This window comes from Micromonospora sp. CPM1, from assembly GCF_023896895.1.
Classification (GTDB): Bacteria; Actinomycetota; Actinomycetes; order Mycobacteriales; family Micromonosporaceae; genus Micromonospora; species Micromonospora tulbaghiae.
In genome coordinates, this window is record NZ_JAMHIU010000013.1 from 135,894 (window position 1) to 157,918 (window position 22,025).

Annotated in this window: 20 protein-coding genes and 3 tRNA genes; 14 read left to right on the forward strand and 9 right to left on the reverse strand. The window is 74.3% G+C overall.

The window, feature by feature from the left end; translation table 11 throughout:
* The first annotated feature begins 279 nt into the window (after nt 1-279).
* From M8C11_RS17840 to M8C11_RS17850, 3 genes are all read left to right on the forward strand, one after another.
* Entirely contained in the window at nt 280-3,153 is a 2,874-nt protein-coding gene (locus M8C11_RS17840) for a glycoside hydrolase family 9 protein (RefSeq protein ID WP_252450886.1), read from the forward strand.
* Nucleotides 3,154-3,312: 159 nt separating this feature from the next.
* Nucleotides 3,313-5,808: a non-reducing end alpha-L-arabinofuranosidase family hydrolase gene (locus M8C11_RS17845; protein WP_252450902.1), complete on the forward strand. Its 2,496-nt coding sequence runs from the start codon at nt 3,313-3,315 to the stop codon at nt 5,806-5,808.
* 125 nt (nt 5,809-5,933) lie between these two features.
* Nucleotides 5,934-6,455, forward strand: a complete 522-nt coding sequence (locus tag M8C11_RS17850; protein WP_252451121.1) for a DUF488 family protein — start codon at nt 5,934-5,936, stop codon at nt 6,453-6,455.
* A 1-nt stretch (nt 6,456) separates the two neighbouring features.
* Here M8C11_RS17850 and M8C11_RS17855 read toward each other — a convergent pair whose 3' ends face one another.
* Genes M8C11_RS17855 through bioB form a run of 3 tightly spaced genes read right to left on the reverse strand, consistent with a single transcriptional unit; the run spans nt 6,457 to nt 8,188 of the window.
* Nucleotides 6,457-6,963 carry a GNAT family N-acetyltransferase gene (locus M8C11_RS17855; protein ID WP_252450905.1) on the reverse strand — a complete coding sequence of 169 codons (507 nt, stop codon included), beginning with the start codon at nt 6,961-6,963 and terminating at the stop codon, nt 6,457-6,459.
* Nucleotides 6,964-6,966: 3 nt separating this feature from the next.
* A complete protein-coding gene (locus M8C11_RS17860) occupies nt 6,967-7,185 on the reverse strand; it encodes a hypothetical protein (RefSeq protein WP_252450907.1) in 219 nt (72 codons plus the stop codon).
* A 7-nt stretch (nt 7,186-7,192) separates the two neighbouring features.
* A complete protein-coding gene (gene bioB, locus M8C11_RS17865) occupies nt 7,193-8,188 on the reverse strand; it encodes a biotin synthase BioB (RefSeq protein WP_120570953.1) in 996 nt (331 codons plus the stop codon).
* Nucleotides 8,189-8,347: 159 nt separating this feature from the next.
* Here bioB and M8C11_RS17870 point away from each other — a divergent pair, with 159 nt between their 5' ends.
* From M8C11_RS17870 to M8C11_RS17885, 4 genes are read left to right on the forward strand one after another with little or no spacing between them, the layout of a single operon-like run.
* Nucleotides 8,348-9,484, forward strand: coding sequence for an 8-amino-7-oxononanoate synthase (locus M8C11_RS17870; protein ID WP_151501531.1), 1,137 nt, complete (start codon nt 8,348-8,350; stop codon nt 9,482-9,484).
* Nucleotides 9,481-10,212: a dethiobiotin synthase gene (bioD, locus tag M8C11_RS17875; protein ID WP_120570951.1), complete on the forward strand. Its 732-nt coding sequence runs from the start codon at nt 9,481-9,483 to the stop codon at nt 10,210-10,212. Before M8C11_RS17870 ends, bioD begins: the two co-directional genes overlap by 4 nt.
* A gap of 46 nt (nt 10,213-10,258) precedes the next feature.
* Nucleotides 10,259-11,851, forward strand: coding sequence for a sensor histidine kinase (locus M8C11_RS17880; RefSeq protein WP_252450920.1), 1,593 nt, complete (start codon nt 10,259-10,261; stop codon nt 11,849-11,851).
* Nucleotides 11,848-12,525 (forward strand): response regulator transcription factor, encoded by a 678-nt coding sequence (locus tag M8C11_RS17885; RefSeq protein WP_252450923.1) that lies wholly within the window; start codon nt 11,848-11,850, stop codon nt 12,523-12,525. Before M8C11_RS17880 ends, M8C11_RS17885 begins: the two co-directional genes overlap by 4 nt.
* 14 nt (nt 12,526-12,539) lie before the next feature.
* Here M8C11_RS17885 and M8C11_RS17890 read toward each other — a convergent pair whose 3' ends face one another.
* The 4 genes from M8C11_RS17890 to M8C11_RS17905 form a co-directional block, all read right to left on the reverse strand.
* Entirely contained in the window at nt 12,540-13,361 is an 822-nt protein-coding gene (locus tag M8C11_RS17890) for an ABC transporter permease subunit (RefSeq protein WP_252450938.1), read from the reverse strand.
* Complete coding sequence (locus tag M8C11_RS17895) at nt 13,358-14,290, reverse strand: ABC transporter ATP-binding protein (protein ID WP_252450949.1); 933 nt, start codon at nt 14,288-14,290, stop codon at nt 13,358-13,360. Before M8C11_RS17895 ends, M8C11_RS17890 begins: the two co-directional genes overlap by 4 nt.
* Before the next feature lie 69 nt (nt 14,291-14,359).
* Nucleotides 14,360-15,523: a cytochrome P450 gene (locus M8C11_RS17900; RefSeq protein ID WP_252450952.1), complete on the reverse strand. Its 1,164-nt coding sequence runs from the start codon at nt 15,521-15,523 to the stop codon at nt 14,360-14,362.
* 9 nt (nt 15,524-15,532) lie between these two features.
* Nucleotides 15,533-16,201, reverse strand: coding sequence for a methyltransferase (locus tag M8C11_RS17905; protein ID WP_252450955.1), 669 nt, complete (start codon nt 16,199-16,201; stop codon nt 15,533-15,535).
* Between the two features lie 190 nt (nt 16,202-16,391).
* Here M8C11_RS17905 and M8C11_RS17910 point away from each other — a divergent pair, with 190 nt between their 5' ends.
* A complete protein-coding gene (locus tag M8C11_RS17910; RefSeq protein WP_252450958.1) occupies nt 16,392-17,222 on the forward strand; it encodes a hypothetical protein in 831 nt (276 codons plus the stop codon).
* A gap of 19 nt (nt 17,223-17,241) precedes the next feature.
* Here the strand turns inward: M8C11_RS17910 and M8C11_RS17915 are convergent, their stop codons facing one another.
* Nucleotides 17,242-17,844, reverse strand: coding sequence for a TetR/AcrR family transcriptional regulator (locus M8C11_RS17915; protein ID WP_091420285.1), 603 nt, complete (start codon nt 17,842-17,844; stop codon nt 17,242-17,244).
* 274 nt (nt 17,845-18,118) lie between these two features.
* On the opposite strand from M8C11_RS17915, the gene M8C11_RS17920 reads away from it, so the two are divergent.
* From M8C11_RS17920 to M8C11_RS17945, 6 genes are all read left to right on the forward strand, one after another.
* A tRNA-Gly gene (locus M8C11_RS17920) sits at nt 18,119-18,191 on the forward strand.
* Between the two features lie 34 nt (nt 18,192-18,225).
* Nucleotides 18,226-18,296 (forward strand) — tRNA-Cys (locus tag M8C11_RS17925).
* Nucleotides 18,297-18,308: 12 nt separating this feature from the next.
* Nucleotides 18,309-18,383: transfer RNA gene (locus M8C11_RS17930), tRNA-Val, on the forward strand.
* Between the two features lie 112 nt (nt 18,384-18,495).
* Complete coding sequence (locus tag M8C11_RS17935; protein ID WP_252450961.1) at nt 18,496-19,314, forward strand: isocitrate lyase/phosphoenolpyruvate mutase family protein; 819 nt, start codon at nt 18,496-18,498, stop codon at nt 19,312-19,314.
* A 52-nt stretch (nt 19,315-19,366) separates the two neighbouring features.
* A complete protein-coding gene (locus M8C11_RS30565; RefSeq protein ID WP_252450963.1) occupies nt 19,367-20,875 on the forward strand; it encodes a response regulator transcription factor in 1,509 nt (502 codons plus the stop codon).
* 95 nt (nt 20,876-20,970) lie between these two features.
* The gene (locus M8C11_RS17945; RefSeq protein WP_252450965.1) at nt 20,971-21,639 is read left to right on the forward strand and encodes a hypothetical protein; all 669 of its coding nucleotides are present in this window, start codon (nt 20,971-20,973) and stop codon (nt 21,637-21,639) included.
* A 76-nt stretch (nt 21,640-21,715) separates the two neighbouring features.
* On the opposite strand, the gene M8C11_RS30570 is transcribed toward M8C11_RS17945, so the two are convergent.
* Nucleotides 21,716-21,961: a DUF6458 family protein gene (locus M8C11_RS30570; RefSeq protein ID WP_013284878.1), complete on the reverse strand. Its 246-nt coding sequence runs from the start codon at nt 21,959-21,961 to the stop codon at nt 21,716-21,718.
* Nucleotides 21,962-22,025: the final 64 nt, after the last annotated feature.

Sequence of the window (22,025 nt, forward strand, 5' to 3'; positions counted from 1 at the left end):
CCACCGTGCCGATGTCGCTGAGCTGGGACTTAACGCGCTCAATATTGAGGAGTTTCGATGATGTGATCCAGCTCCCGATGGTTACCCGTGAGTACGCCCGGGTGCTGCGGATCAGCGTGGTCTTCCCCTGTGATGAACGGCGCATTACATTGTCGGTTGTCCATGGGAGCGCTCCCGAACCTCCCGCGGACACCCACCACCACCGCCACGCGGCAGCCGGAGCCCTGCGAACCCGTCCCCGCTCCGGCTGCCGCCCGGCGCCAGCCACAGGAGCTCGCCATGCCCCGTCCGATTCCGCCGCCGGGAGGCCGGTCCCGGCTCCGCCGGCTGTTCGCCGCCGGTGCCGCGCTGGCCGTCGGCCTGGCCACTGCCGTCGCCGCCCCGCCACCCGTGTCCGCCTCCGCCGCGCAGGCCGCGCCCGCGTTCAACTACGCCGAGGCGTTGCAGAAGTCGCTGTTCTTCTACGAGGCGCAGCAGTCGGGCCGCAAGCCCTCCTGGAACCGGGTGTCCTGGCGGGGCGACTCGGCGCTCACCGACGGCGCCGACGTCGGCGTCGACCTCACCGGCGGCTGGTACGACGCCGGCGACCACGTGAAGTTCGGCTTCCCGATGGCGTTCAGCGCCACCATGCTGGCGTGGGGCGCGGTCGAGTACCGCGACGGGTACGCCGCCTCCGGCCAGCTCACCCACCTGCTCAACAACCTGCGTTTCGTCAACGACTACTTCGTCAAGGCGCACCCCGCCCCGAACGTCCTCTACGGACAGGTCGGCAAGGGCGACGACGACCACAAGTGGTGGGGCCCGGCCGAGGTGATGCCGATGGCGCGGCCCGCGTACAAGATCGACGCGAGCTGTGGTGGCGCGGACCTGGCGGGGGAGACGGCGGCCGCGATGGCCGCCTCGTCGATGGTCTTCCGGCCCACCGACGCGGCCTACGCGGACAAGCTGCTCGGCCACGCCAAGCAGCTCTACACGTTCGCCGACACCGTGCGGAAGAACTACCACGAGTGCATCACCGACGCGACGAGCTTCTACAAGTCGTGGAGCGGCTACACCGACGAACTGGTCTGGGGCGCGATCTGGCTGTACCGGGCCACCGGCGACGCCACCTACCTGGCCAAGGCCGAGAGCGAGTACGACAAGCTCGGCACCGAGCCGCAGTCCACCACCCGCTCCTACAAGTGGACCATCGCCTGGGACAACAAGCAGTTCGGCGCGTACGTGCTGCTGGCGAACCTGACCGGCAAGCAGAAGTACGTCGACGACGCCAACCGGTGGCTGGACTACTGGACCGTGGGCGTCAACGGGCAGCGGGTGCCGTACTCGCCCGGCGGGATGGCCGTGCTCGACTCCTGGGGCGCGCTGCGGTACGCCTCCAACACCGCGTTCGCCGCGCTGGTCTACAGCGACAGGACCACCGACACCACGCGCAAGTCGCGCTACCACGACTTCGCCGTCCGGCAGATCAACTACGCGCTGGGCGACAACCCGCGCAACTCCAGCTACCAGATCGGCTTCGGCGCCAACTCGCCGCGCAACCCGCACCACCGCACCGCGCACGGCTCCTGGTGGGACAGCCAGACCGTGCCCACCGAGACCCGGCACGTGCTCTACGGCGCGCTGGTCGGCGGCCCGTCCTCGGCCAACGACGCGTACACCGACAGCCGGTCGGACTACGTGATGAACGAGGTGGCCACCGACTACAACGCCGGGTTCACCTCCGCGCTGGCCCGGCTGACGAACGAGTACGGCGGCAGCCCGCTCGCCGGCTTCCCGGTCGCCGAGACGCCCGACCTGGACGAGCTGACTGTGGAGACCACCGTGATGCAGGCCGAGCCGCGCGCCACCGGGCTCAAGGCGATCGTCTACAACAAGTCGGCGTTCCCGGCCCGGGCGCTGACCACCGGTAAGTTCCGGTACTTCTTCCGGCCCGACGGCACCGGCCCGGTCACAGTCACGCCCGGCTACACCCAGGGCTGCCCGTCCCCGTCGGCGGCGAAGCAGTTCTCCGGCGACATCTGGTACGTCGAGGTCGACTGCACCGGCTACACCATCGCGCCCGCCGGCCAGTCGCAGCACCGGATGGAGGTCCAGTTCAAGATCGGGGTGCCGGAGGGCGGCACCTGGGATCCGACGAACGACCCGTCGTACCAGGCCACGGCCGGGCCGAACCGTAAGGTGCCGCTCTACTCCGCCGGCGTACGCGTCTGGGGCGAGGAGCCCGGACCGGCCACGCCGGACACCACGGCGCCCTCGGTGCCCGGCACGCCAGTCGCGTCCGCCGTCACGTCGAGCGGGCTCACGCTGACCTGGGCCGCGTCCACCGACACCGGCGGCAGCGGCCTGGCCGGCTACGAGATCACCCAGTCGCAGACCGGCAGCGACGCGCTGGTGCTGCGGACCGCCACCACCAACACGCTCGCGGTGACCGGGCTGCTGCCGGAGCGGACGTACCAGTTCACCGTGCGGGCGCTCGACGGCGCCGGCAACCGCTCGGCGTCGTCGGCTGCCGTCAGCGTCACCACGCCGGCCGGCCCGGCGCCGGACACCACCCCGCCGACCGCACCCGGTACGCCCACCGCCTCGGCGGTCGGCCCGACCGGCCTGACGCTGACCTGGGGCCCGTCCACCGACGCCGTCGGGGTCACCGGGTACCGCGTCTACCGGGGCGGGAACGTCCTGGTCGGCACCGCCACCGGCACCACGCTGGCGGTGACGGGGCTGACCGCCTCCACCACGTACACCTTCACTGTGGTGGCGGTGGACGCGGCCGGCAACGTCTCGCCGGCCTCGCCCGGCGTCACAGTGACCACCACGGCCCCGCCCACGGGCGGCGCCTGCGCGGTGACGTGGACGGCGAACACCTGGGACACCGGGTTCACCGCGAACGTCACTGTCGCCAACACCGGCACCACGGCGATCAACGGCTGGACGCTCGCGTTCACGTTCGGCAACAGCGGGCAGAAGGTCGGGCAGGCCTGGTCGGCGAACGTGACCCAGACCGGCACCGCGGTGACCGCGTCGAGCCTGTCCTACAACGGCGCGCTGGCGCCGGGGGCGTCGACGAGCTTCGGCTTCAACGGCACCCACACCGGCGCCAATCCGAGGCCCGCCGCCTTCACCCTGAACGGCTCCGCCTGCACCGTCTCCTGACCGTCGAGGCCGCGCGGCCAGAACCTTTCCGAAACGTTTCCGAAACACCATTGTCCCCGTCGATGCGCGATGGAAGCATCGACGGAGCTAGATAACCAACCGAGACGTCCAGTCGTCTTCGCCCCGGCGGCCTGGGTGTTGGCCAGTAAGGAGGCCAAGATGGCCATGAGCCCATCCGTTCATCGTGGCGGGAGCCGGCGACGGCGATCACCCGCCGTCCGAGCGCTGCTCGCCGGCGCGGTCAGCGCCGTGACGGTGGCTGCCGTCGCGGTGATGATGCCGTCGGCGAACGCCGCCGCGAGCACGCTGGGCGCGGCCGCCGCGCAGTCGGGCCGGTACTTCGGCACGGCGATCGCGGCGGGCCGGCTCGGCGACTCGACGTACAGCACCATCGCCGGGCGCGAGTTCAACATGATCACCGCCGAGAACGAGATGAAGCCGGACGCGACGCAGCCCCAGCGGGGCCAGTTCAACTTCAACTCCGGTGACCAGATCTACAACTGGGCGACCCAGCGCGGCTTGAAGGTCCGCGGGCACACCCTGGCGTGGCACGCGCAGCAGCCGGGCTGGATGCAGAGCCTGAGCGGCAGCAACCTGCGTCAGGCGATGATCGACCACATCAACGGCGTGATGGGCCACTACCGGGGCAAGCTCGCCGCGTGGGACGTGGTGAACGAGGCGTTCAACGAGGACGGCAGTCGCCGCCAGTCGAACCTTCAGGGCACCGGCAACGACTGGATCGAGGTGGCGTTCCGTACCGCGCGGGCGGCCGACCCGTCGGTGAAGCTCTGCTACAACGACTACAACATCGAGAACTGGTCGTACGGCAAGACGCAGGGCGTCTACAACATGATCCGGGACTTCAAGTCCCGTGGCGTGCCGATCGACTGCGTCGGGTTGCAGACCCACTTCACCGGCGGCAGCTCGCTGCCGGGCAACTTCCAGACCACGCTGTCCAGCTTCGCGGCGCTCGGCGTGGACGTGGCGCTGACCGAGGCGGACGTCACCAACGCCTCGACCAGCCAGTACGCGGGTCTGACCCAGGCGTGCCTGAACGTGCCGCGCTGCATCGGCATCACCGTGTGGGGCGTCCGCGACAGCGACTCGTGGCGCTCCAACGAGAACCCGCTGCTGTTCGACGGCGGCGGCAACAAGAAGGCCGCGTACAACTCGGTCCTCAACGCGCTCAACGCCGCCGCCCCGACCTCGGGGCCGACCACGACCCCGACCACGGGACCGCCGCCGAGCGGCGGCGCCGGCCGGATCGTCGGCGTGCAGTCGGGCCGGTGCATCGACGTGCCGAACGCCACCCAGACCAACGGCACCCGCGTCCAGCTCTACGACTGCAACGGCCAGTCCAACCAGCAGTGGACGTACACCTCGAACAAGCAGCTGATGGTCTACGGCAGCAAGTGCCTGGACGCGAACGGCGCGGCCACCGCCAACGGCACCGGAATCATCATCTGGGACTGCAACGGCCAGTCGAACCAGCAGTGGAACATCAACTCCAACGGCACCATCAGCGGCGTGCAGTCCGGCCGCTGCCTGGACGTCTGGGGCACCGGCAACGGCCAGCAGGTCCAGCTGTACGACTGCCACGGACAGACCAACCAGCAGTGGCGGACCGACTTCGGTGGCACCACGCCCCCGACCACGCCGCCCCCGACCACGCCGCCCCCGACCACGCCGCCCCCGACCACGCCGCCCCCGACCACGCCGCCGCCGACCACGACGCCCCCGCCGGGCGGCTGCTCGCTCCCCTCGACCTACCGGTGGTCGTCGACCGGCGCGCTGGCCAACCCGCAGAACGGCTGGGTCTCGCTCAAGGACTTCACCAACGTGGTCTACAACGGCAAGCACCTGGTCTACGGGTCGTACGTCAACAGCAGCGGCCAGTACAGCTCGATGAACTTCAGCACGTTCACGAACTGGTCCGACATGGCCTCGGCCGGCCAGAACGGAATGAGCCAGGGCACCGTGGCGCCCACCCTGCTGTACTTCGCGCCGAAGAACATCTGGGTGCTGGCGTACCAGTGGGGACCGACCTCGTTCAGCTACAAGACGTCGAGCGACCCGACGAACGCCAACGGCTGGTCCTCGGCGCAGACGCTGTCCACCGCCACCCTGCCCGACGCCCCGTACGGCGTGATCGACCAGACGCTCATCGGCGACGACCAGAACATGTACCTGTTCTTCGCCGGGGACAACGGCAAGATCTACCGGTCGAGCATGCCGCTCGGGAACTTCCCGGGCAGCTTCGGTTCGAGCTACACGACGATCATGACCGACTCGACGAACAACCTGTTCGAGGGCGTCGAGGTCTACAAGGTGGCGGGCCAGAACCAGTACCTCATGATCGTCGAGGCGATCGGGAGCCAGGGCCGCTACTTCCGGTCGTTCACGTCCAGCAGCCTGAACGGCTCGTGGACCCCGCAGGCCGCCACCGAGAGCAACCCGTTCGCCGGCAAGGCCAACAGCGGCGCGACGTGGACCAACGACATCAGCCACGGTGACCTGGTCCGCACCAACCCCGACCAGACCAAGACCGTCGACGCCTGCAACCTGCAGTTCCTGTACCAGGGCAAGAACCCCAGTGCGGGAGGCGACTACAACCTGCTGCCGTGGCGGCCGGGTGTGCTGACCCTCCAGCGCTGACCGTCACACCGTTCGAGGAGAGCGTGCCCGGCACCCGTGCGGTGCCGGGCACGCCCGTTCCGGTGGGCCGGACCGGCCGGCGGGCGGACGGCGGTGACCCGGGGCAAGCTGGATCGGTGGAGCGCATGCTGCTGACCGTCGGCCACGGGGCCGCCCACCGCGACCAGCTCGGGGACCTGCTGGCCGGCGCGGAGGTCGCCCTGGTCGTGGACGTGCGCCGCTACCCGGCCAGCCGGACCAACCCCGACGTCCGCCGTGAGGCCCTCGAACGCTGGCTGCCCGAACGGGGCATCGACTACCGCTGGGAGCCGCGCCTCGGCGGCCGCCGGCACGTCCGCGCCGGCGAGCCGGAACCGGACACCTGGTGGACGGTCGCGGCCTTCCGGGCGTACGCCGCGTACACCCGCACGCCCGACTTCGACGCCGCACTGGACGAGGTGCTGGCCGACGCCGCGCGGCGGAGAACCGCGGTGATGTGCAGCGAGAGCGTCTGGTGGCGCTGCCACCGGCGGCTGATCGCCGACGTCGCCGTGCTCGGCCGCGGCGTACCGGTGTCGCACCTCATGCCGGACGGGCGGCTCAGCCCGCACCGGCCCGCCGAGGGCGCCCGCCGCCTGCCCGACGGGCACCTGCTCTGGGAAGGCTGACTCAGCCGGCCAGGTCCTCGGCGAGCAGGTCCATCAACAGCGCGTCGTGCCAGCGCCCGTCCGCGCCGCGCTCGTAGCGGCGCATGATGCCCACCGGGCGGAACCCCACCTTCGCGTACGCGCGGATCGCCGCCGTGTTCGCCGCCGCCGGGTCGATGGTGAACCGGTGGTGGCCGTACTCGTCGATCAGGTGCCGGACCAGCGTGCGGATCGCGTCGCCGCCCAGCCCCGAGCCGCGTACCGCCGGGTCGAGGAACACGTCCAGGCTGGCGTGGCGGTAGTCCGGGTCGGTCTCGGCGTACCACTGGATCGCGCCGACCAGCCGGCCGTCGTGCTCGACCGCGTAGGTCGTCAGCGCGTCGTCGGCGAGGTCGGCCCGCACCGACGCGGCCAGGTCGTCGCCGCCGCGCCACCAGCGGCGCACCTCGGGGGTGGCCCGGATCGCGGCCAGGGCGGGCACGTCGGCGTCGGTCACCGGCCGCAGCGTCACCGCCCGCCCCCGCAGCACGCCTCAGCCCCGCCGCTCGCCGTGCTCGACGCAGACCGCCGACCAGCCCGCCGGTACGACCTGCACCTTCATCCGCCGCCGGCAGGACGCGCACCAGCGCGGCGGCTCCCACGCCCGGGCCGCCTCACACGCCGGGTGCGGCCCGGCCGCCACCGACTCGCCGCACCTGTCGCACCAGAGCGCGGCGGGGAGGGCCGCCGTGGCGGGGGAGGATTCGGTCACCGCTGCCTCACAGGGTCGCCGAGAGCGCCTTCACCGGCATCTTCAGATCTTCCAGCAGCTTCAGGTCGGCCGTCGCCGGCCGGCCCAGCGTGGTCAGGTAGTTGCCGACGATCACCGCGTTGATGCCGCCGAGCAGACCGTCGCGGGTGCCCAGGTCACCGAGGGTGAGTTCGCGGCCGCCCGCGTACCGCAGGATGGTGCGCGGCATGGCCAGCCGGAACGCGGCGATGGCGCGCAGCGCGTCCTTGCCCTCCACCACCGGGCGGTCGCCGAGCGGCGTGCCGGGGCGCGGGTTGAGGAAGTTCAGCGGCACCTCGTGCGGGTCCAGCTCGGCGAGCTGGGCGGCGAACTCGGCGCGCTGCTCGACCGTCTCGCCGAGCCCGAGGATGCCGCCGCAGCAGACCTCCATGCCGGACTCGCGGACCATCCGCAGCGTCTCCCAGCGCTCCTCCCACGAGTGCGTGGTGACCACGTTCGGGAAGTAGGAGCGGCAGGTCTCCAGGTTGTGGTTGTAGCGGTGCACGCCCATCTCGACCAGCTCGTCGACCTGCTCCTGGGTGAGCATGCCGAGCGAGGCGGCGACCTGGATGTCGACCTCGGCGCGGATGGCGGCGACGCCCTCGCGCATCTGCTTCATCAGCCGGGCGTCCGGGCCGCGCACGGCGGCCACGATGCAGAACTCGGTCGCCCCGGTCGCGGCCGTCTGCTTCGCGGCCTCGACCAGCGCCGGGATGTCCAGCCAGACCGAACGCACCGGGGAGGTGAACAGGCCGGACTGCGAGCAGAAGTGGCAGTCCTCCGGGCAGCCGCCGGTCTTCAGCGAGATGATGCCCTCGACCTCGACCTCCGGGCCGCACCAGCGCATCCGGACCTCGTGGGCGAGCTGGAGCGCGGCGGGCAGGTGCTCGTCGGGAAGGTTCAGCACCGCGAGGACGCCGGCCTCGTCGAGGCCGACGCCGTTGCCCAGCACCCGCTCCCGGGCCTGGTCGAGGATCTCTGGCATGGCTCGTAACCTAACAGGCCACCGTGAGCCCGGGAAACCGCCGCCGCCGGCCCTCCGGCGAGCCGGGACCGCGCCACGCCGGGGCCCTCCGCGCGGGTGGTAACTTCGCCCCGCGGAAGCGCCCGGCGGGGCGGGGAGTCGGCGGGAGGGGACGGCACGGTGGCGGACTGGCTGGCGGCCCTGGACCGCCGCGCCGAGCTGCGGGCCCGGGCGGGGCTGACCCGCACGCTGCGCCCCCGGGCCGCCGACGACGCCGTGGTCGACCTGGCCGGCAACGACTACCTCGGCCTGGCCACCCACCCGGAGGTCACGGCCGCCGCCGCGACGGCCCTGTCCGCGTACGGGCTGGGCGCCACCGGGTCGCGTCTGGTGCGCGGGTCCACCGACGCCCACCACGCGCTGGAGGACGACCTGGCCGGCTGGCTCGGCGTCGACCGTGCGCTGGTGTTCTCCTCCGGCTACCTGGCCAACCTCGCCGCCGTCCGGGGGCTGACGCAGCCGCGTACGCTGCTCGTCTCCGACGCCCACAACCACGCCTCGCTGATCGACGGCTGCCGGATCTCCGGCGCCGAAACGCTCGTGACGCCGCACGCCGACGTCGCAGCGGTGGCCGCGGCGCTGGCCGCCGCGCCGGGCCGCCCGGCGGTGGTGGTGACCGAGTCGGTCTTCTCCGTCGACGGCGACCTGGCCCCGCTCGCGGAGCTGCACGCGGTGGCCCGCCGGCACGGCGCGCTGCTGCTCGTCGACGACGCGCACGCGCTCGGCGTCACCGGCCCGGCCGGCGCCGGCGGGGTGGCCGCCGCCGGGCTGGCCGGCGCGCCCGACGTGGTGGTCACCGCGACGCTGTCCAAGGCGCTCGGCGGGGCCGGCGGCGTGGTCGCCGGGCCGGCCGAGTTCGTCCGCCACCTGGTGGAGACCGGCCGCACGTTCATCTTCGACACCGCGCCGCCGCCCGCCGTGGTGGCCGGGGTCCGCGCCGCGGTGCGCCTGGCCCGCACCGGTGACGCGCTGCGCGCCGAGCTGGCCGACCGGGTCGCGGCGGCGGTGCGCCGGCTCGGCGGGGCCGGGCTGTCCGTGTCCGCCCCGGACGGCGCCGTGATCTCGGTGACCGCGCCCGGCCCGCAGGAGGCGACCGCCTGGGCCGCCGCCTGCCGGGACCGGGGCGTCGCGGTCGGCTGCTTCCGTCCCCCGTCCACGCCGGACAGCCGCTCCCGGCTGCGGCTCACCGTCAGCGCCGGGGTGGACCGGGCCGACTTCGACCGGGCCCTGGACGTCATCGTGGAGTGTGCGCCATGAGCTTCGGCGACGCCTGGACCGGGCCGGTGCTGGTGACCGGCACGGACACCGAGGTCGGCAAGACGGTGGTGACCGCCGCCGTCGCCGCCGCCGCGCAGGCGGCCGGCCTGCGGGTCGCCGTGGTCAAGCCCGGCCAGACGGGTACGGCGACAGGCGAGCCCGGCGACGTCGACTCGGTGACCCGGCTGGCCGCCCCGCTGACCGGCCGGACGCTGGCGAGCTACCCCGATCCGCTGGCCCCGCTGGCCGCGGCCCGGGTGGCGGAGCTGCCGCCGCTGGAGCTGTACAACGCGGTCGACGCCGTCCGCGAGGAGGCGGACAAGCACGACCTGGTGCTCGTCGAGGGCGCGGGCGGGCTGCTCGTACCGATGGGGTTGCGCCCGTCCGGGGAGCCGTGGACGGTGGCCGACCTGGCGGTCTCGCTCGGCGCGCCCGCGGTGGTGGTGGCGCGGGCCGGGCTCGGCACGCTCAACCACACCGCGCTGACGCTGGAGGCGCTGGAACGGCGGGCCGTCCCGGCCGGCGTGGTGATCGGCGCCTGGCCGGCCGAACCGGAGCTGGTGCACTGGCTCAACCTGTCCGAGCTGGTGCCGAACCTGCTCGGCGCGGTGCCGGCCGGCGCGGGCGGGATGGACCCGGGCGTGTTCCGCCGGTCCGCGTCCGGCTGGCTCACCCCCGCCCTGTACGGCGTGCTGGACGACTGGCGGGCCTGGGCCGAGGAGACCTGACTTTCGTCGGTGCCCGGCCCGGCCGGGCGTGGGTAGCGTGACCGCCGTGGAACCCCGCGAACGACAGCGCCGGGCCGGTGACCTGCTGCTCTGGGCCGTGCTCGCGGCGCCTGTCGCGTACGGCCGGCTCACCCCGCCGCAGATCGGCGAGCTGCCGCCGCTGGCCGCCGCGCTGGCGCTGCTCGGCACGGCGGTGTGGATCGGCCGCCGGTGGCCGCTGGTCGCGGTGCTCGCGGTGGTGGCCGGCTCGCTCGTCGACGGCAACGTGGTGTTCGCCATCCCGGTCTTCGGCTACCTGGCCGGGCGGCGCAGCGACCGGGCCGCACCGGCCGCCGCCGTCTTCGCCACCATCGCGGTCACCGGCTCGGTGCTCAACCTGGGGCTGCTCGGCACCGAGCCGTCCACCTGGTTCCTGCTCGCGTCGGTGCTGCTGTTCGCCGGGGTGTTCCCCTGGCTGCTGGGCCGGCTGCGGCGGCAGCACCGCGCGCTCGCCGACGCCGGGCTGCGGCACGCGCAGGCCGAGCGCCGGGCCGAGGTCGAGCGGGTACGCCTGCGCGAGCGGGCCCGCATCGCCCAGGACATGCACGACTCGCTCGGCCACGACCTGAGCCTCATCGCGCTGCGGGCGGGCGCGCTGGAACTGGCGCCGGACCTGTCCCCGGCGCACCGGGCGGCGGCCGGTGAGCTGCGGGCCAGCGTCGCCGCCGCCACCGAACGGCTGCACGACGTGATCGGCGTGCTGCGCGAGGAACGCACGTTGCGGCCGCCAGGGGAGACGGTCGTCGACGTGGTCGACGGCGCGCGCGACGCCGGGATGACGGTCGACCTGCGCGCCGACGGGGCGGACCTGCCGCCGCTGCCCGCGCACGCCGTGCACCGGGTGGTCCGGGAGGCGCTCACCAACGCCGCCCGCTACGCCCCCGGCGCCCCCGTCACCGTCGCTGTGGCACGCGATGCCGGCGCGGTGACTGTCGCGGTGGTGAACGCTCCGCCGCCGGCCGGTCCGCTGCCCGGGCCGCCGTCGCACGGCTCCGGGTTGCTGGCGCTGCGCGAGCGGGTACGCCTCGCCGGCGGCACCCTGGACGCCGGTCCCCGCGACGGTGGCTGGGCGGTCACCGCACGCGTTCCGCTGGACGGGCCGCCCGCCACCGGCCCGCTCGACGGGGCGCGTGTCCCGCCCGGGCGCGCCGACGCCGGGGTGCCGGTCACCGGCCGGGCCGACGGACCCGGTGACGGTGACGACGTCGCGGACGCCGGCCCGTTCGCCGGTGCCGGCGTACCCCGGCGGGGTGAACCGGGGGACGCGGCCCGGCGGCTGCGGGAGGCCCGGCGGCGGGTGCGGCGCAGCCTGCTCGTCGCGATCGGCGCGCCCGCCGGGCTCGCACTGGTGCTGGCGCTCGTCTACTACCCGCTCGCCACGGCCGGCGCGGTGCTCGACCGGGCCGGCTACGAACGGCTGCGGCCGGGTGAGCCGCGTGACGCGCTCGGGCTGCCCCGGCGGCAGGCCGACCCGCCCGCGACCGGCGCGGTGCCGGGCTGCGAGTTCTACACCGACGGCAACTTCCCGTTCGCCCAGGCGACCTGGCGGCTCTGCTTCGCCGACGGCCGGCTGGTCAGCAAGGAGCAGATCGCACCATGAGCGACGACCTCGACCGCCCGCTGCGGGTGGTGCTCGCCGACGACGAGGCGCTGGTCCGGGCCGGGGTCCGGGCGATCCTTGCCGCCGACCCCGGCATCGAGGTGGTCGGTGAGGCGGGCGACGGCCTCGCGGCGGTGGAACTGGTCCGCGCGCACCGGCCCCGGGTGGCGCTGCTGGACATCCGGATGCCCCGCTGCGACGGGCTCAGCGCCGCCGCGCAGATCCGCCGGCTGGTGCCGGAGACGGCGGCGGTCATGCTCACCACGTTCGGCGACGACGACCTGATCGCCCGCGCGCTCGGTCACGGCGCCGCCGGGTTCCTGCTCAAGTCCGGTGACCCGCGCGAACTGCTGGCCGGGGTGCGGGCGGCGGCCGACGGCGGGGCGTACCTGTCGCCGCGGGTGGCCCGCCGGGTGATCGAGCTGAGCGGCGGCCGGATGGCCCGCGGCCCGTACGCGCGGGACCGGCTGGCCGGGCTGACCGACCGGGAGCGCGACGTGCTGGCGCTGGTCGGGGCGGGACTGTCGAACGCCGAGATCGCCCGCCGGCTGCACCTGGTCGAGGGCACCGTGAAGAGCTATCTGACCAGCATCTTCACCCGGCTGGACGTGCGCAACCGGGTGCAGGCGGCGATCCTCGCGTACGAGGCGGGGCTGGTCCCGCCCGCCGGCTGACCAGCCCCGCCCGCTCAGGCGTCGCGTCGTGCCAGCGCCCACCGGCCCAGCGCCAGCGCGGCGGCGGTCCAGGCGGCGAGCACCAGCAGCCCTGCCGCCGCCGGGTACGGCTCGGTGTCCCCGGCCAGGAAGTGGTTGCCGGCCACGCCGGGGAACGCGTCGGCGATCCGGGTCAGCACCGTGATGTCCGGCTCCTGCAACGACAGCGGCACGATCATCAGCAGTGCGAACAGCACGGTCAGCGTCAGTACCGCGCCGCGCAGCGCCGCCGCCAGGCCGAGCGCCAGCACACCGACGAGCGCCAGGTACGCCGCGGCGGCGACCACGTCGGCCACCGTGCCGCCCAGCGGGGCGCGGCCCCACTCGCCCAGCACCGGCCGGGCCGTCACCGCGCCGACAGTGCCGAGCAGCAGCCCGAGGCCGAACGTCACCGCGCCCACCACGATCGCCTTGGCCGCCAGCACCCGCCCCCGTGACGGGGTGCACCGCAGCGTGGTGCGGATCGTGCCGGTGGTGAACTCGCTGGTGATCGCGAACAGGCCGAGCGCCAGCACCACGTACTGGGTCAGCTCCAGCGACCCGGCCACGATCTCGCCGACGTCCACCACACCCGGGTTGTTGGCCGGGTCGTCGTCGGTGTTGGCGTTCTGCGCGTAGATGGCGAGCTGGGCGCTGGTGGCCGCCATGGTCAGCACCGCCGCGAGCAGCGTCCACCAGGTGGAGCGGACCGACCAGAGTTTCGTCCACTCGGCGGCCACCGCCCCGGCGAGCGGACGTCCGGTGGGGGCGGGCCGGGCGGTCCGCCGGGCCGGGTCGAGCGTGGACGGTGCGGTCATCGGGTGCCACCTCGGGTCGGGCCGGCGGCGTACTCCACGCTGTCGGCGGTCAGCTCCAGGAACGCCTCCTCCAGGGAGGGGGCGACGGGGGTCAGCTCGTGCAGGCGTACCCCCATCTCGTGCGCCAGGTCGCCGACGCGGCCGGCGGTGCTGCCGGCGACGGACATCCCGCCCTCGTCGGTGGTGACAGTCGCGCCCTCGGCGGCGAGCCGGTCGCCGAGCGCGGCGAGCGCGGCCGGCTCGGGCCCGCGTACCCGGACCGACGCGGCGGGCCGGGCGGCGATCAGCTCGGCCAGCGGCGCGTCGGCCACCAGCCGGCCGCGCCCCAGCACCACCACCCGGTCGGCGGTCTGCTGCATCTCGCTCATCAGGTGGCTGGAGACGAGGACGGTGCGTCCCTCGTCGGCGAGGCGGCGGGTGAAGCCCCGGATCCACCGCACGCCGTCCGGGTCGAGCCCGTTGACCGGCTCGTCGAGCAGCAGCACCGGCGGGTCGCCGAGCAGCGCGCCGGCGATGCCGAGCCGCTGGCCCATGCCCAGCGACAGCGCCCGGCCCGGCTTGCCGGCCGCGCGGGCGTCCAGGCCGACCAGGTCGAGCACCTCGGTCACCCGCCGGGCCGGTACGCCGTTGCTGCGCGCCATCGCCCGCAGGTGCGCCACGCCGGAGCGGGCCGGGTGCACGCCGGTGGCGTCGAGCAGCGCGCCGACCTCGTGCAGCGGGTGCCGCAGCGTGCGGTAGTCCCGCCCGTTGACCAGTGCCTGCCCGGCGGTGGGCCGGTCCAGGCCGAGCACCATCCGCATGGTGGTGGACTTGCCCGCGCCGTTCGGGCCGAGGAACCCGGTGACCTGCCCGGGGCGGATCTCGACGGTCAGGTCGTCGACGGCTGTCACGTCGCCGAACCGTTTCGTCAACGCACGAAGTGTGATCATGCGGCGACGCTATGGGCCGGCGGGGGTGCGGCACCGCCGTCGAACGGCAGCGGCCCACACTGACTTTCGTCAGGTGCGACGGACCACGAACGCGTCCGGCATCCGGAAGGTGAGGTTGTCCGGGCACCACGGTGGACGCACCACAGTCACGCCGTCGAGCAGCGCGGTGGCCTCGGCGACCACCACGGCGGCCTCCATCCGGGCCAGCTGCGCGCCGACGCAGCGGTGCGGCCCGGCGCCGAACGCCAGGTGCCGCCGCGACCCGGGTTGGCCGGGGCGGAACTCGCCCGGCGCGCCGACCACTGCCGGGTCGCGCCCGGCGCGGGCCAGCCACGCGACCACGCTGGTGCCCGCCGGTACGGGGATCTCGCCGAGCGTGGTGTCGACGGCTGCCACCCGCCGCCAGGTGACGATCGGCGGCTCCAGCCGCAGCCCCTCCTCGACCACGTCGTCCACGTCGATCTCCCCGGCGCGCAGCCCGGCCCGTACCGCCGGTTCGCCGGACAGCCGGTGCAGCAGCAGGGTGAGGAACTGCGAGGTGGTCTCCTGACCGGCGACCAGCAGGAAGAACAGCGCCCCGACCACCACGTCGGGGGAGTGCGCGGCCTCGCGCAGCCGCGCGGCGAGCCCGCCCCCGGTGGCGGCGAACTCCCGCAGCACGGTGTGGAACCGGCCCACCTCGGCGGCCAGCGTGAGCTGCCGGTCGGCGTCCAGCGGCGCCCAGAACAGCTCCAGCGCGGCGCGGGCGAAGTCCTTCACCGCGCCGACCGGGGCATCCGGCAGCTCGACCAGCCGGGCCAGCACCAGCAGCGGCAGGTCGGCGGCGAGCCCGGCGTACAGGTCGACCGGGCGGCCCGCGTCCAGCTCCGCCGCCAGCCCGGCCACCCGCTCCCGGACCAGCCCGGTCAGCCACCGGCGCTGGGCGTCCACGCGGTGCGGGTGCAGCGCGTCGGCGACGATGCCCCGGATCTCCGGGTGGCCGGCGCCGCCGTTGTTCGCCAGCGTCGGCGGCAGCCGGAACCGGTGCCCGGCGAGCACCCGCAGCGCGGCCACCGGGATCGGGGTGACCGCGTCGAGCGCGTTGTCCGGCCGGAACGTCACCGGATCGGTGAGCACCCTGCGGACGAGCGCGTGCCGGGTCACCACCAGGTGCGGCACGCCGACGTGGTCGACCACCGTGGCCGCGTCGGGCCACTGTCCGTCGACGGACTCCCCCCAGCCCCGGAACAGCACGCGGTAACGCTAGCGGCGGGCGCCGGGCGGGTTCGGGTCCAGCTCCCAGACGGTGGTGTGCTTCACCCGTACGCTCTCCAGCGCCTCGGACACCGGCACGTCGTACGCGGCCAGCTCGTGGAAGCGTTCGCGGGGCAGGAACGCCCGGCCCGGGTCGCCCACCAGCACCCGGGCGCCCGCGCGGGCGGCCCGGAGCAGGAACCGCAGCATCCGGCGGGCCATCGCCTCGCTGTAGAAGACGTCCCCGGCCAGCACCACCTCGGCGTCGCCGGCACCGGAGTCGAGGATGTCGCCGAGTTCGGCGTCGACGCGTACCCCGTTGGCCTCGGCGTTGAGCGCGACGGCGGCCACGGCCCGCTCGTCCACCTCGACCGCCCGGACGGCGGCGGCCCCGGCGCGGGCGGCGGCGATGGCGACCAGACCGGAGCCGGAGGCCAGGTCGAGCACGCGGCGGCCGGCGACCACCTCGGGGTGGTCGGTGACGTAGCGGGCCAGGCCCTGCCCGCCGGCCCAGGCGAACGCCCAGAACGGCGGCGGCTGGGCGCTGCGGAACTCGCCCTCGGTCAGCTCCCACAGGCCGATCGGCTCGTCGGCCTGGTGCAGCAGCACCTCGGGGACGAACGCCACCGGGGCGAGACGGGCGTGCAGCCGGACGAACGCGGCGGACAGCTCGGACACCGGAGAATTGTGTCCCACCCCGGTTTCCCACCCGCATCCCGGGCGTGTCGCGGTGCGGTCGTGACCGGTTCACCACGCTCGGTGAAACAGGCCCCGTGTTGTGGCGTTGGATGCGAACACGCCCGTCTACCGGCGTGCCCGGCCCGCTCCTAGCGTTGCCTGTGGACACGACCGAGGGTGAGGAGGCGTGGTGAGCGGCTGGCGGCACGCGCTGCGGATCGGACTGGTGCTGACCTTCGTGGCCGGGACCGGATACGGCGGAGCCGTGCCGGCACGGGCGGCGGCGGCCTTCTCCACCGAGCTGAGCGGCCTGCCGGACGAGTTCACCGCCGGGGACCGGGTGGAGACGCTGTCCGCCGTGGTGTCCCGCTCCGACGGGGGCGGCTGTGTCAAGGTGCGCTGGTCGATGCTGGTGCGGGTGCAGGGCCTGCGGCTGGACCAGCTCAAGGTGGACCGGGTGGAGGACAGCGGCTCGTTCCCGCTGGAGATCCGCACCGAGGGAGACACCGCCCGGCTCACCGACCGGCAGCTCGACCCGGGTGTGCTGTGTCCCGGCCGTACCGTGACGGCCCGCTACCGGGTCGCGTTCGCCGAGGACGTCGGGCGCGGGCGGGTGAGCTTCGCCGCCGAGGCGTACGACCCGCAGTTGCGGCTGCTGGCCCGGCGGACCGCCTCCCGTGAGGTGGTGGGGGAGGAGGCGGCTTCGCCGACTCCCTCGCCGAGCAGCGCGGAGCCCACACCGAGCGACGAGCCGTCTTCCGAGGCGCCCGACGAGAAGCCCACTGACGAGCCGACCGACGCCGCGGTGGTGGAGCCTCCCGCGCCCGGTGGCGTGGCCGGGCGGCCGGTGGCGGACAGCGGCGGGTTCGGCCTGGTTCAGGCCGCGTTCCTGCTCGGCGGTCTGCTGCTGTTCCTGGGCGCCGGTCTGCTGCTGCGGATGCGCCGCCTGCTGCGCCCCGCCCCGCAGACTGACCCCGACCTCCCGCCCCCGTTCGAACGCCCCCGCCCTCGCTGGCACTGACCCGCCGCGGGTGGGGTGGTCAGTCGAGCTGGCTGGGCTCCAGGCCCAGCTCCCTGGCGGCCACCAGACGGATCCACTCGGCGATCTGCCGGCGGGTGATGACCCGCTCGTGCACCGCGAGCTGGACCGCCAGCCCGTCCATCACCGCGCTGATCCGCCAGGCCGCGCCGGCCGGGTCGGGGCAGTCGAACGTGCCCTCGGCGACCCCGGCGGTGATCACCGCGGCCAGGTCCTGCCGCCACCGCAGGTCGAGACGGCGGGAGAGCTTCTCCAGCTCCGGCGTACGCAGCGACTCCGCCCAGCCGTCGATCCACATCGACCAGGAGGTGGCCCGGCCGGTCGGCGCGTAGAGGCGCAGCATCCGGCGCAGCTTCGCCAGCGGCGGGGCGGAGGAGCGCAGCACCGCGTCGAGGCGGGCCAGATCCTGCTCGACCGCGTACGCGAAGGCCTGCGCGAGGAGGCGGTCCTTCGTCGCGAAGTGGTAGAAGACGAGCGCCTGGCTGACCCCGGCGGCCTCGGCCACGTCCGCGGTGCGCGTGTTGGCGAGCCCTCTTTCCGCGATCACCTCGCAGGCCGTACGCAGCAGCGCGTCCAGGCGGATCTCGGCGGCTCGTCTCGTCACGGCGTTACGGTAACCCATCCGTATGACCACAGGGAGTTACCGAAGCGGCCGGTCGGCGGCAGGACAGTCGGATGCCGGACACTCCGGCCGCCGAGCGGATTCCGCAGGTCGCGGCCCTGCCTGCCAGCCCCGGAGGCCAGCCACCCAGGCTCCTAGGAAGCCTGCGAGGTGCAGCGCCGACGGCATCCGGACGCGCCGGAAGGGGACCCGATTTGGCAACCGTTCCCGGGCTCGGCTAAAGTTCTCATCCGTCACCGGATAACACCGGGGGCGTGCGGACGTAGCGCAGCTGGTAGCGCATCACCTTGCCAAGGTGAGGGTCGCGGGTTCGAATCCCGTCGTCCGCTCGGAGATGCCGCCACGCAGTTCGGGGGCAACCTCGGTGGAGTGGCCGAGAGGCGAGGCAACGGCCTGCAAAGCCGTGTACACGGGTTCAAATCCCGTCTCCACCTCGCAGTAGACGAGGGCGATTGGCGCAGTGGGAGCGCGCTTCCTTGACACGGAAGAGGTCACTGGTTCAAACCCAGTATCGCCCACCAGCGGAAAGGCCGTGTCGATCATTCGACACGGCCTTTCTCGTCGTCGTCGATCAGTCCAGTGCCGTGCCGCTGGCCATTGCCGCCGCCGCAGCGCCCCGCCCAGACTGGCCCGGTGGACGATCAGCAGACCCGAGCCCGGCAGTTCCGCGCCCTGCACCTGCCCGGTGAACCACTGATCCTGGTCAACGCCTGGGACGCGCTGAGCGCCCGGATCGTCGCCGCGGCCGGCGCACGGGCGGTCGCGACCACGAGCGCCGGGGTCGCGTGGAGCCGTGGCGCCCCGGACGGCGACGCGCTCGCCCGGGACACCGCCGTCGACGTGATCCGCCGGGTGGCCGACGCGGTCCGCGTACCGGTCACCGCCGACATCGAATCCGGGTACGGCGACAGCCCCGCAGAGGTCGCCGAGACGATCGCGGCGGTGCTCGCGGCCGGGGCCGTCGGCGTCAACGTGGAGGACTCCCGGCACGACGGCGGAGGCCCGCTGCGCCCGGTCGACGAGCAGGTCGGCCGGCTCGCCGCGGTCCGGGCCGCCGCCGACCGCGCCGGCATCCCGCTGTACGTCAACGCGCGGGTGGACACGTATCTGCGCGGCGCCGGTGGCGTACCCGAGACGGTCGCGCGCGCCGAGGCGTACCTGGCTGCCGGCGCGGACGGGATCTTCGTACCCGGAACCGTGGAACCGGAGACGGTGGCCGCGCTGGCGGCGGCGATCCCCGCACCGCTGAACGTGCTGGCCGGGCCGGGCGCGCCACCGATCGGCGAGCTGGCCCGGCTCGGCGTGGCCCGGGTGAGCATCGGACCGGCGGTGGCCGAGGCCGCGTACGCGGTGGCCCAGCGGGCGGCGGCGGAGGTGCTCGGCGCCGGGACGTACGGCGCGCTCGCCGGCGGGCTCGACTTCGACGCGCTGAACGAGCTGATGCGGAGCTGACCCGGACGGCGCGGCATCGACCGCGGGGCGGGGCAGCGGGTTGAATGTGCCGGTGACCGCCTCCGTCCGCCCGGTGCCCGCGCTGCTCGGCCTGCCCGTCGTCACGGGGGCCACGGCGGGGGCGTGCGTCGTTGCGCTCGCCGCCCTGGGGGCAGCCGGTCACGGCGGCTTTGCGACCGAGCCGGCCGGCGCCCTCGCCCTGGCCGTGGCGGCAGTGGCCGCGGCAGTCGCCGCGTCCCGGCTCGCCCGGTCGGGCCACCGCGCCGCCGGGCGGCTGGCGACCGGGCTCGCCGCGTCGCTGCTGGCGTACCTGGGACTCGCCGTCCTGGCGGTGGCCACCGTCGCGGCCGGGCACCGGTGGGCCGGTCCGGCCGTCGCGGCGTGGAACTCGGCGTGGATCCCGCCGCTCGCGCTCCTGCAACTGACCGCCTCGGCCGCCGTCCGCACCGGCACCGTCACCCCGAAGGCGCACCGGTACGTGGGTCTCGTCCTCGGCGCGGCCACGCTCGTCAACGCGCTGCTGACGACGGCGACCGAGCCGTTCGACGGACTGCCGACGATCGCGGGGGAGTCCTGGCGTACCGCCCTCGCCCCGGTCGGCGCCGCCGTCACCGTGCTGGGCGTGGCGGCGCTGCTCCTGCTGCCGGTGACGCTCTGGCGGGCCGCCCTCGGCTCGCACCACACCGTGCGGGCGCGGCTCGGCGTGGCCGCCGCGGCCGCCACGGCGGCGCCGTTGACTGTCGTCTTCTGCCTGCTCCTCGCGATCGCCCGCGCTCCCGGTGACGTCGAGCCGTCGCTGGGCTCGGTGGCCTTCCTGGTGGCCCTGTCCGGCGCTGCCGTGTTCGCCGTGGCCTGCGCGGTCACCGCCGCCCGGGGCGCCACCGGGCCTCGCCGGGCCGGCACTGTGGTGCGCGCCACCGGCCTGGCCGCCGCGGCTCTCCTGGTCGTCGGCGCCGGCACGCTCGTCGCCGCTCCGGGCTCGTCCCTGGGCCCGACCTCGGTCGCCCTGGTCGTGTCGGCGCTGACTGTCGTGGTGGGTGGCGGGGCGTGGGCCGGCACCGGCCGGCTGGCGGCGCTCCTCACCGCCGCGCCGGAAGTGCCGGCGGTGGCGCCGGTGACGCCAGTGACGCCGCGAGGCGGCGCGGAGGGTACGGCGGCAGGCGACGCGCCACCGCACGCCGGAACGCCCGATGCGGCGGTTTCGGATGTCGTCGAGACGACGGGCCCGGGCGCGGCGGCAGCGGAGACCGCGCCGGACGCCTCCGGTGCGGCGGTGCGGGCCCCGGCGCCGACCGGCGCGGGAGTACGCGTCCCGGTGCCGGCCGGTGCGGTTCCGGCATCGATCGGCGGGCTGACGGCGCGCGAACGTGAGGTGCTCGCCGCGCTCGCCGAAGGCGCCAGCAACGCGGGGATCGCGGCGCAGCTCGTGGTCTCCGAGCGCACCGTCGACGCCCACCTGCGCGCGATCTTCGTCAAGCTCGACCTGACCCCGGGCGGCGACACGAACCGGCGGGTACGGGCGGCGCGGATCTGGCTGGAGCACGCACGACAGCGGCGCTGAGCAGGGCGTTTCCGAAGATAGGTGTTGAGGCCGATGCCCGCGCCGGTGGTGCCTCGGCACGGTGGGGCGACACCCGATCGACGGAGGCTCTCACAGTGCCCGTACCGAAGCTGCGCCGCGCCGCGCTCGTCGCGCTTTTTGCCCTGCTCCTGGTGGCCCTGGCCGGCCGTACCCTGTTCATGTTGTGGGAGCCGCCGTTCGACGGCGCGATCCACTACGACGACGTACGCGAGCTGGGGTCCGCGTACTGGCCGATGAACCTCTACCTGGGCGGGCCCGCGTACGCCGTCTCCTGGATCGCCGCGGCGGTGTTCATCGTCGGTCTCGCCCGGGGCCGCGCGGGCGTGCTGAACCTGGTGGGGGCCTTCCTGGCCGGCCTCGGTGGCGTGGTGTTCGCGCTGGCGATCACCGCCGAGGTGCTGCCGTTCGCCTACGCCGCCGACCCGGCCGTCCTGCCGGAGCAGGAGGGGCGCGCGTTGTTCGACGTGTTCAACGACCAACTGGACGGGCTGCTCCCGGCAATCCTCGGCAGCCAGGTGGCGATCGTCCTCGGCATGGTCCTGGCGCTCGTCGGGATCCTGATCGGCCGGACCATGCCGCGCCCGCTGGTCGTCGCCGCGCTCGTCTACGTCGTGGCGTTCGTGCTGGTCCCGCAGGACGCGGGTCGCGCGGTGGTCGTCGTGAGCTACCTGCTCCAGGTGGCGCTCGTCGCCGCGATCGGCTGGTACGGGCTGCGCGCCGCCACGGACGGGGAGCGCCCGTAGCAGAGCGGGCCGGCCGGATCGGGTGATCCGGCCGGCCCGTTCCGGGACCGATCAGCTCCGTCGGCCCCGGTCGCTGTCACATCGGCGGGGCGACGTCCCGGCGCTCCTCGACCCGGCGGTACTCCACCGGCTGCTCGGCGGTGGTCGTGACCACCTGGCGACGGCGGCCCCACACCAGCGTGGTCATGATCAGGCCGAGGACGCCGGCCGCCATCAGGATCCAGCCGACGACGTCGAGGTCGACCCCGCCGACGCTGGCGTTGAGCGCGAACGTGAGGATCGCGCCGACCGCGATCAGGAAAATGCTCGTACCGATACCCACGACAGCCTCCTTCGGGGGGATGGTTGTGCTGTCACCGGCCTCAGTACCCCGGCGGCGAGCAGCG